This window comes from Kitasatospora sp. NPDC018058 (genome assembly GCF_044327205.1).
Lineage (GTDB): Bacteria > Actinomycetota > Actinomycetes > Streptomycetales > Streptomycetaceae > Kitasatospora.
Genome location: NZ_JBIRFA010000046.1, coordinates 47679 through 56786 on the forward strand (window position 1 = coordinate 47679; position 9108 = coordinate 56786).

Consider the following 9108-nt stretch of genomic DNA (forward strand, 5'->3'; position numbering starts at 1 on the left):
ACTGGTCGCCGACCGCTTCCACGGCCCCGGCGCAAGCCCGCACGTCATCGCCGAATTCGACCGCGCCGCACCCCCCTACGCGGTCCGCTCCGACCAGGCGATCCAACGCGAGCCCCCCATCGTCTCCGACCCACCCTCCGGCGACCACAACGGCCCCGCGGGCACCCGCTCCCGGCCTGTGCGACTCCACCGGAGCCGTAAGCCCGCGCAGCCCCGAACCCGCCGGCCCGGCCATCGCCCTGGCAAGGGGCATCGGGATCAGCCTCCCCTGGCAACCTCACCGACAATCCGATCGCGGCGACTCGCTGACGGAACGTCACGGAGCCTGAACCGCACCCTGCTTCGTCGCGCCCCTGAAGCCGGATCCATGATAGGTGGCCGGAGCCGGCAGTGGGGGCGCAGCCTTCAGCACGCCGAGCAGACGGGCGACCTCGGCGGCGACGGCGGTGCGGGCGGGGCCGAGGTAGCGGCGGGTGTCGACCAGTCGCGCGTTGTCGGCCAGGGCCTGGCGGACGGTGGTGGTGAAGACCTGGTTGAGGTGGGTCGCGATGTTGACCTTGGTCATGCCGGCGTCCACGGCGGCGGTGAGGTCCCGGTCCGCCACGCCGGAGGAGCCGTGCAGCACGAGCGGGACCGGGACGGCCTCGTGCAGCCTGGCGATGAGCTCGAAGTCGAGGGCCGCGTCGCGGGTGAGCATGGCGTGGGAGGTGCCGACGGCCACCGCGAGCGCGTCCACGCCGGTGGCGGCGACGAACGCGGCGGCCTCGGCGGGGTCGGTGCGCACGCCGGGTGCGTGGACGCCGTCCTTGCCGCCGACCTGGCCGAGTTCGGCCTCGACCCAGACGCCGGCGGCGTGACAGTGCTCGACCACCTCGGCGGTGGCGCGCACGTTGTCCTCGTAGGCGAGCGCGGAGGCGTCGAACATGACCGAGGTGAGGCCCAACTCCACGGCCTCGTGGACGAGTTCGACGGAGGTGGCGTGGTCGAGATGGACCGCGACCGGTACCTTCGCGGCGCGGGCGACGGTGAGCGTGGCGGCGGCGATCGGGGCGAGGGCGCCGTGGTAGCGCACGGCGTTCTCGCTGATCTGCAGGATGACCGGGGCGCCGGCGGCTTCGGCGCCGGCGACGATCGCCTGCGCGTGTTCGAGTTGGATGACGTTGAACGCGCCGACGCCGCGCACGCCATTGGCGGTGGGTGCGGCGGCGATCGCGCCGGTTCCGGTCAGGGGCACGGGTCGGGCTCCTCGGCTGCGAAGGGGGCGAAGGGTGCGAACGGTCGGACGTCCACACCGGGCCGCAGGGCCCGGTGGACGGCCGGGTCGAAGTCGCCCGCGAGCGGTGCGACGACGGCGGCCGCGGAGAGTGCCACGGCCTCGGCCAGCCGGTCGGGCCAGGGGGTGCCGGTGACCAGGCCGAGGGTGAGCGCGGCGACCGCGGCGTCGCCGGCGCCGGTGGGGTTGCCGGCCAGCCGCTCGGGTGCGCGGGCGCGCCAACTCCCGTGCGGCGTGACGGCGATGAGGCCGTCGGCGCCGAGCGAGGCGACCACCGCGCCCGCTCCGGCGGCCTGCAGCGCTCGGGCGGCGGCCACCGGGTCGGTCCGGCCTGTGGCGGCGGCGAGCTCATCGGCGTTCGGCTTGATCAGGGCCGGGCCCGACGGAAGCGCCGCCCGCAGGGCCGCCCCGTCGGCGTCGAGCACGGCCGGGACGCCGTGTGCGTGCGCGCGCCGGAGCAACCGGGCGTAGGCGTCCCGGGGGACACCGCGCGGCAGGCTGCCGGAGAGGACCACCGCGGTGGCGTCCGGTAGCAGCGTGTCGAGGTGGTGGACGAAGTGCTCCCATTCCTCGGCGCCCACCACCGGTCCGGGTTCGAGCAGGATCGTGGTGTCCCCGACGCTCTCCTCGACCACGGCCACCGTCCGCCGGGACTCACCCGGGACCGTCAGCATCCGGTCGGTCAGTCCGGCGGCGGCGAGTTCGGCGCGGATCGCCCGGCCGGTGAGCCCGCCGACCAGCCCGGTGACGACGGTCGGGTGGCCGAGGGCGCGCAGGACGCGCGAGACGTTGACGCCCTTGCCGCCCGCGCGCTCGGCCACCGCCCGGACCCGGTTGCTGCCGTGCGGGCGCAACCGGTCCAGGTGGTGGGTGATGTCCAGAGCCGCGTTGAGGGTGACGGTGAGGATCACGGCGCCGCCCCCGCGGCCAGGAGGTCCTGTGCGAGCAGTCCGGCCCCGAAACAGCCTGCCTCGTGGCCGAGTTCGGCGGGTACGAGCTCCGGCATCGTCTGGAAGGTGAGCCGGGCGGCCAGGGCTTCGCGCAGCGGCGCGAAGTACGGCTCGCCGGCCCGGGCCAGGCCGCCGCCGATCACGACGCGCTCGGGGTCGAGCAGCGTGACCGCGCTCGCCAGGCCGTCGGCGAGCGCGTCGACGGCCTCCTGCCAGACGGCGCCGGCCGCCCGGTCCCCGGTCGCGGCGCGCTCGGCGACCTGCTGGGCGGTGACGTCCCGCTCGCCGGTGGCGGTGGCGTAGCGGCGGGCGACGGCGGCGGCCGAGGCGAGGGTCTCCACGCAGCCGCGGGCACCGCACGCGCAGGGATCGCCGTCGGGGCGGACCACCAGGTGGCCGAGCTCACCGGCGCGGGTGCGGCAGCCGGTGAGCGGGCGTCCGTCGACCATCACGGCGGCGGCGATGCCGGTGCCGACGGGGACGAAGAGGAAGTCGCGGCTGCCGCGGCCGGCGCCGGCCCTGGCCTCGGCGATGCCGCCGGCCCGCACGTCGTGCCCGAACGCGACCGGGATGCCGAGGTGCTCGGACAGCCAGTGCCGGACGGGCACGTCGCGCCAGCCCAGGTTGGCGGCGAGCACCGCGATGCCGGCCCCCTCGTCGACGATGCCGGGTACGGCGACGCCCGCGGCGGCCGGGCGGAAGCGCTCGGCGAGTTCGGCGGCGCAGTCGAGGACGGTTTCGAGCACGGCCTCGGGTCCGTGCTCGGTGCGGGTGAACCAGCGCTCGGTGTGGCGCAGGGTGCCGTCCTCGGCCACCGCTGCGCCCTTGATGTAGGTGCCGCCGACGTCGAGGGCGATCGCGGTGGGTCTCACGGCAGGGTCAGCACGATGGAGCGGGTGAGGCCCTGCGGCTGGTCGGGGTCCAGGCCGCGGCCCTTGGCCAGCTCGACGGCGAGCCGCTGGGCGCGGATCAGGTCGGCCATCGGGTCCAGCGTGCTCACCGACAGCACTGTGCCGGTCGGCTTGACCTGGTCGACCAGTCCGGTCGGCGGCTCGCCGAAGAACCAGAGGACGCTGTTCGGGCCGGTGACGCTGATCGGGCCGTGCCGGTACTCCATCGCCGGGTACGACTCGGTCCACGACCCGGACGCCTCGCGCAGTTTGAGCGCCGCCTCGTTCGCCAGGCCGACCGTCCACCCCGTCCCGAGGAAGGTGAACTGGGTTGCCTCGGTGGCCCGTTCGGGCAGCGGGGCGGCCAGCGCCCGCTCGGCGTGTGCGGCCAGGTCGCCGGGGGCGAGGCCGAGATGGCCGCGCAGCAGCGCCAGCGCGGTGGTGGCGAAGCGGGTCTGCACCACAGACTTCTCGTCGGCGAACTCCAGGTCGATCACGCGGCCGGCGGCCGTGCTGATCGGGGTGGCGAGGTCGCCGGTGAGCGCGACGGTCGGCGTCGTGCCGCAGAGTTCGAGCGCGGCCAGCACCTCGGTCGTGGTACCCGAGCGGGTGATGGCGACGACGCGGTCGTAGCCGCGGGCGGCCGGGAACTCGGAGGCCGCGAAGGCGTCGGTCTCGCCGAGTCCGGCGCCCTCGCGCAGGCCCGCGTACGCCTGCGCGATGTAGAACGAGGTGCCGCAGCCGATCACGGCCACCCGCTCGCCGCGTTCCGGCAGCCCGGCGGGCTCCAGCTCCAGCGCCTTGCGCCAGCAGTCCGGCTGGCTGGCGATCTCCCGCTCGACGTGGCTCATCAGGGTTCTCCTCGGTGGGGCTCGGGCGTCGATCCGGCCCGGGCACGTGTTTCATGCTGCAAGCTTCTGCTTGAAACTGATCCATTCATAGCTCAAATGTTCATATATGAGCAATGCCGCACGGCCGGAAGGGGTGGAACGTCAGGCGCCGGGCGGAGTGCGCGGGGGTGGCGTCGAGTGCGACGCGAGGAGGACGGCGGTCGTCGCGACGAGCGTCGTGGGCCGGCGTGGCAGGAGTCGTCTGATCGCAGGTGCAGGGGGCTCCGCTGTTCTGATCGAAACTGATCCGATGAGCCGTGCAGGTGATGCAGCTTCAGTCAGATGCGGAGCAGCTTCAGGCTGTTGGGCGCCTTGCGTCAAGATGTGGGTCACCTCGCGTTCCCCTCGTCGATTGACTGCAACGCTTCGGTAACGCGGCTGGCCTGCCGAGATAGCAGCAGTGCACACTCTGTTCGAAACGAATGCTCGATGTTGCGCAAATGTCGATCACGTGGCGCACTTTTGTGCACGTCGCGCCATCCCCACTCGGGCCGCCGCTGGGTCGGCCCCAGCTGCAAAGGCGGTATCAGAGATGAAGCGGCGTCTTCTCGCCCTGTCGGCGGCCACCGTGGCCGGAACGCTCGCGCTGTCGGGGTGCAGCAAGGGTTCGAGCTCCGGTTCGACCTCCGCCGACGGTGTCACGACGATCAAGTTCGTCGCCGCCGACTACGGCTCCAACGGCCAGAACCCGAGCCAGGCGTACTGGCAGGGCGTGATCTCCGCCTTCGAGCAGCAGAACCCGAAGATCAAGGTCGACCTCCAGGTCATCAACTGGAACGACCTCGACACCCAGGTCAAGACGATGGTGCAGAACGGCAACCAGCCGGACATCCTGCAGACCGGTGGCTACGCCGACTTCGCCAAGAACGGCCAGCTCTACCCCGCCCAGGACGTCCTCTCCGGCAGCACCGCCGCCGACTTCATCCCCGCGATGGCGCACGCCGGCGAACAGGGCGGCACCCAGTACGGCATCCCGTTCGTCTCCAGCGCCCGGATGTTCCTGATCAACAACGCGCTCTTCAAGAAGGCCGGCCTCGACCCGGCCAACCCGCCCAAGACCTGGGCCGACCTCACCGCCGCCGCCACCGCGCTGAAGAACGCCGGCGTCGAGATCCCGCTCGGAGTGCCGCTGGGCAAGGAGGAGGCCCAGGGCGAGTCGTTCATCTGGATGCTGGAGAACGGCGGCGGCTACCAGGACGCCAAGGGCAAGTACACCATCGACTCGCAGGCCAACATCGACACCTTCACCCAGCTCAAGAGCTGGGCGGACGCCGGCCTGACCGAGCAGAGCCCCGCCTCCGTCAACCGCACCGACCTCGCGAAGGACTTCGCGTCGGGCAAGGTCGGCATGCTCAACGGCATCCCCACCCAGCTGAACGACGTCAAGACCATGGACGTCACCTGGGCCGCGATGCCCAGCAAGGACGGCACCGGCAAGGCCACCCTCGGCGTCGCCGACTGGGTGATGGCCTTCAAGAAGGGCGGCCACAAGGACCAGATCAAGGCCTTCCTCGACTTCGCCTACAGCAAGGACAACACGGTGAAGTTCGACAAGCAGTACAGCCTGATGCCGGTCACCCGGTCCGCCCTCACCGAACTCCAGGCCGACCCGGAGGAGAAGGGCCTCCAGCCGTTCCTGCAGATCCTGCCCACCGCCACCTTCTACCCGCTCAGCGACCCGACCTGGCCGGCCGTCTCCGCACAGATCAAGACCCAGATCGGCAGCGCGCTCGGCGATCCGAAGAAGGCCCTCGGCGCACTCCAGCAGGCCGCCCAGCAGGCCGGCGAGTGACCCGGGCGACCGCACGAGGAACGCACACCGTGTCCTCCACCAGTACCTCGGACGTCCGGCCGGACGACGCCGGCCGGCCGGCCGCGCCGACGACGGGCCCGTCGACTCCGCCCGCGGGCCCGCAGGTCAGGCGCCGTTCCCTGTTCGTACGGCTCGGACCACTGCCCTGGCTGGCCCCGGCCGTCGTCCTCATCCTGGGCGTGGTCGTGTGGCCGGTCATCGAGATGGTCGGCACCTCACTGCGCAAGATCGACACCACCGGCACCGACCACGGACCGGCCGGACTGGTCAAGTACCACAAGCTCTTCAGTGACCCCCGGCTGCCCGGCGTCCTCACCTGGACCGCCGTGTGGACGGTCGCCGTCGTCGGCCTGACCATGCTGATCTCGCTCGCGCTGGCCCAACTGTTCAACCAGAACTTCCCCGGCCGCCGCGTCACCCGGTGGGCGCTGATCGCCCCCTGGGCCGCCTCCGTGCTGATGACCGCGATCGGTTTCCGCTGGATGCTCGACCAGGTCGCGGGCGTGTTCAACCGGCTGCTGCTCGACCTCGGCCTGATCGACCACCCGCAGGCGTGGCTGGGCGACGCCGCCCACGCCAAGCCCTGGCTGGTCCTCGTCGCCGTCTTCGTCTCGCTGCCGTTCACCACCTACACCCTGCTCGCCGGCCTGCAGACCATCCCCGCCGAGGTCTACGAGGCCGCCCGGGTCGACGGTGCCACGCCCTGGCAGACCTACCGCAAGATCACCCTGCCGCTGCTGCGCCCCGCCTTCCTGGTCGGCCTGGTGATCAACCTGATCAACGTCTTCAACTCGTTCCCGGTCATCTGGGGCATGACCCAGGGCGGCCCGAACGCCGACACCGCGACCACCACCGTGTTCATGTACATGCTGCGCGGCTACGACGTCGCGGAGTCCGCCGCCATGTCCGTGGTCAACTTCGCCGTCGTGATCGTGATGGTGGTCGTGTTCCTCAAGGTCAGCCGCTGGAACGGGGAGGAGAACCGATGACCACCCTTCAGCCGCCGCTGCGGGCGGCGACGCGCCGCCCGCGTGCCCGGACCGTCCTGCTCACCGCACTCGCCTGGGCGCTCGCCGCGCTCTTCCTACTGCCGTACGTCGAGATGCTGATCACCGGCGGACGTCCGGCCGACCAGCTGCGCGACGACTCCTACCTGCCGAGGCACTTCGACTGGTCCTCGTTCACCAAGGTCTGGACCGACACCACGCTCGGCCAGAACCTCCAGATCACCCTGCTGGTGGCCGGTGGCTCGACACTCCTGGTGCTGCTGGTCGCCCTGCCCGCCGCGTACTACACCGCCCGGGTGCGCTTCCGCGGCCGCAAGGCGTTCCTGCTGCTGGTGCTGGTCACCCAGATGTTCCAGCCCACCGCGCTGCAGGTCGGCCTGTACCGCGAGTTCTACGCGCTCGACCTGCTGGACACCCCCGTCGTCCTGGTGCTCGCGAACGCCGCGTTCAACCTGGCCTTCGCGATCTGGATCCTGAGCGCCTACATCGGCTCCATCCCGATGGAGCTGGAGGAGGCCGCGATGATCGACGGCAACAGCCGGATCGGCGCGCTGTTCCGTGTCACCCTGCCGCTCGCGCTGCCCGGCGTGGTCACCGCCGTGATCTTCACCTTCATCTCGGCCTGGAACGAGTTCATCATGGGCCTGACCCTGACCGACTCGCCCGACCGGCAACCGCTCACCGTCGGCATCAACAACATGATCGGCGCCTACAGCGTGCAGTGGAACTACGTGTTCGCCGCCTCGCTGGTGGCCATCGTGCCGGTGGTCGTGCTCTTCGCGGTGATCGAACGGCACGTCGTCTCCGGACTCACCGCCGGCTCCGTCAAGTAGCCGGGTCGGGCATCCGGCCCACCCTGGCCGACGCGCCCCGCCGGCGGGCCGGCCTGTGCTCCTCCTCCACATCGCCATCGGCTGAACCGACAGCGGCCCCGCTCCTGGACGGGTGCCAGGGGCGGGGCCGGTGCGATCGGTGCGGCCGAAGGGCCGGGTGGTGCGGTGTTACTTGGTCTGGGCCTCGGCGTACCAGCGTGCGTTGGCGCCGCCGTTGCAGTCCCAGAGGTCCAGGGCGCTGCCGTTGGTGGTGTCCCAGCCGTGGATGTCGAGGCAGAGGCCGGACGCCTGATGGACGATGGAGCCGTCGTAGCGGCGGGTCCAGGCCTGGGCGGTCGGGTCACCGCAGGGCTGCGAGGTGATCCGGGTGCCGTCGGTGGCCGGGGTGTTGGCCGTACCGAGGCACAGGCCGGTGGCGGCGACCTTGATCTTGTTGTCGCTCGTCATGGTGAAGTGCTGGGTGTCGCCGTTCCAGCAGTCGTACAGGGCCAGCAGGGCACCGTTGACGCCGCCCCAACTGTCCAGGCACTTGCCGCCGTTGTACGCCGAGTGGATCTGGACCAGCGAGTCGGTGGTGGCCACCGCGTTGGCCTGCGGGTCGGTCAGCGCGTACGGATAGACCCGGACGTCGCTGATCGCGCCGTTGACGTAGCTGCCGGCCGGGTAGCGGTCGGCGGCCTCGCCGCCGATGTTGAGCGCGCCGTTGACCTTGAAGGTGGTCGGGATCCGCGCGCTGCCGACGGCCGAGCCGTTGACGTACAGGGTGGCGGTGCCCGTTCCGGCGTTGTAGGTGCCGGTCAGGTGGGTCCAGACGCCGACCTGGGCCTTGGTGCGGCCGGTGGAGTCCCAGGCCGCGTAGTAGGCGTTGGTGTTGTAGTTGTCCGAACCCGGGAAGACCATCGCCCAGTTGCTGTACGCGGGCGAGTACTGCAGGTAGAACGGGCTGCGCTCCTGGCCGGTCAGCGACGCGACGGTCTCGTAGCCGTTGGTGTTGTTGAGCTTCACCCAGGCCGAGACGCTGTAGCTCTGGGTGGTGTCCAGGCCGGGGGTGGTGCCGGTGGAGGCGACCGGGTTCTTGGTGCGGTACATGCCGGTGCCGTCGAAGGCGGTGGCCTTGTTGGCGGTGCCGTTGTGGTCGGCGGTGAGGGCGGCCTTGGCCGGGTAGGTGGTGGCCGGGTCGCCGTTCGGGTAGAGCGGGTTCTTGTCCGCGTCCCCGGAGTCGCCGGTGGTGCGGCCGTCCAGGGCCCACCACTGCGGGTTGACGGCGGTGTTGGCGATGGTGTTGGGGCCCGCCTGCCAGGTGTAGCCGGCGGTCGGGGTGCCCGGGGTGGTGGGATTGCCCCACCAGATGTCGATCGAGCCGTCGGTCTTCTTGCCCCACAGGGCGGCGTAGCCGTTGCCGGTGATGTCGCCGTCGGAGCCGAGGGTGGTCCAGGTGTCGCTGGACACGGT

8 protein-coding genes are annotated in these 9108 nt (G+C 71.5%); 3 read left to right on the plus strand and 5 right to left on the minus strand.

Annotated elements, in window-relative coordinates:
* Positions 1-316: 316 nt before the first annotated feature.
* From ACH4E7_RS38030 to ACH4E7_RS38045, 4 genes are read right to left on the minus strand one after another with little or no spacing between them, the layout of a single operon-like run.
* The gene (locus ACH4E7_RS38030) at positions 317-1234 is read right to left on the minus strand and encodes a ketose-bisphosphate aldolase (protein ID WP_396253765.1); all 918 of its coding nucleotides are present in this window, start codon (positions 1232-1234) and stop codon (positions 317-319) included.
* Positions 1225-2184: a 1-phosphofructokinase family hexose kinase gene (locus ACH4E7_RS38035; protein ID WP_396253766.1), complete on the minus strand. Its 960-nt coding sequence runs from the start codon at positions 2182-2184 to the stop codon at positions 1225-1227. The genes ACH4E7_RS38030 and ACH4E7_RS38035 overlap by 10 nt, the downstream gene beginning before the upstream one ends.
* On the minus strand, positions 2181-3095 hold the full coding sequence (locus ACH4E7_RS38040) for an ROK family protein (RefSeq protein WP_396253767.1): 915 nt from the start codon (positions 3093-3095) through the stop codon (positions 2181-2183). Before ACH4E7_RS38040 ends, ACH4E7_RS38035 begins: the two co-directional genes overlap by 4 nt.
* A complete protein-coding gene (locus ACH4E7_RS38045) occupies positions 3092-3964 on the minus strand; it encodes an SIS domain-containing protein (RefSeq protein ID WP_396253768.1) in 873 nt (290 codons plus the stop codon). Before ACH4E7_RS38045 ends, ACH4E7_RS38040 begins: the two co-directional genes overlap by 4 nt.
* 571 nt (positions 3965-4535) lie before the next feature.
* On the opposite strand from ACH4E7_RS38045, the gene ACH4E7_RS38050 reads away from it, so the two are divergent.
* Genes ACH4E7_RS38050 through ACH4E7_RS38060 form a run of 3 tightly spaced genes read left to right on the plus strand, consistent with a single transcriptional unit; the run spans position 4536 to position 7656 of the window.
* Positions 4536-5795 carry an extracellular solute-binding protein gene (locus tag ACH4E7_RS38050; RefSeq protein WP_396253769.1) on the plus strand — a complete coding sequence of 420 codons (1260 nt, stop codon included), beginning with the start codon at positions 4536-4538 and terminating at the stop codon, positions 5793-5795.
* A 29-nt stretch (positions 5796-5824) separates the two neighbouring features.
* Complete coding sequence (locus ACH4E7_RS38055) at positions 5825-6805, plus strand: carbohydrate ABC transporter permease (protein ID WP_396253770.1); 981 nt, start codon at positions 5825-5827, stop codon at positions 6803-6805.
* Positions 6802-7656, plus strand: a complete 855-nt coding sequence (locus tag ACH4E7_RS38060; RefSeq protein WP_396253771.1) for a carbohydrate ABC transporter permease — start codon at positions 6802-6804, stop codon at positions 7654-7656. Before ACH4E7_RS38055 ends, ACH4E7_RS38060 begins: the two co-directional genes overlap by 4 nt.
* 168 nt (positions 7657-7824) lie before the next feature.
* Here the strand turns inward: ACH4E7_RS38060 and ACH4E7_RS38065 are convergent.
* Positions 7825-9108 (minus strand): LamG-like jellyroll fold domain-containing protein (locus ACH4E7_RS38065; RefSeq protein WP_396253772.1); only part of this gene is annotated, 1284 nt, incomplete at its 5' end.

Bases quoted from the DNA above. Each gene is read 5' to 3' on its own strand.
- ACH4E7_RS38050 (WP_396253769.1), top strand. From the start codon at position 4,536: ATGAAGCGGCGTCTTCTCGCCCTGTCGGCGGCCACCGTGGCCGGAACG.
- ACH4E7_RS38045 (WP_396253768.1), bottom strand. From the start codon at position 3,964: ATGAGCCACGTCGAGCGGGAGATCGCCAGCCAGCCGGACTGCTGGCGC.
- ACH4E7_RS38060 (WP_396253771.1), top strand. From the start codon at position 6,802: ATGACCACCCTTCAGCCGCCGCTGCGGGCGGCGACGCGCCGCCCGCGT.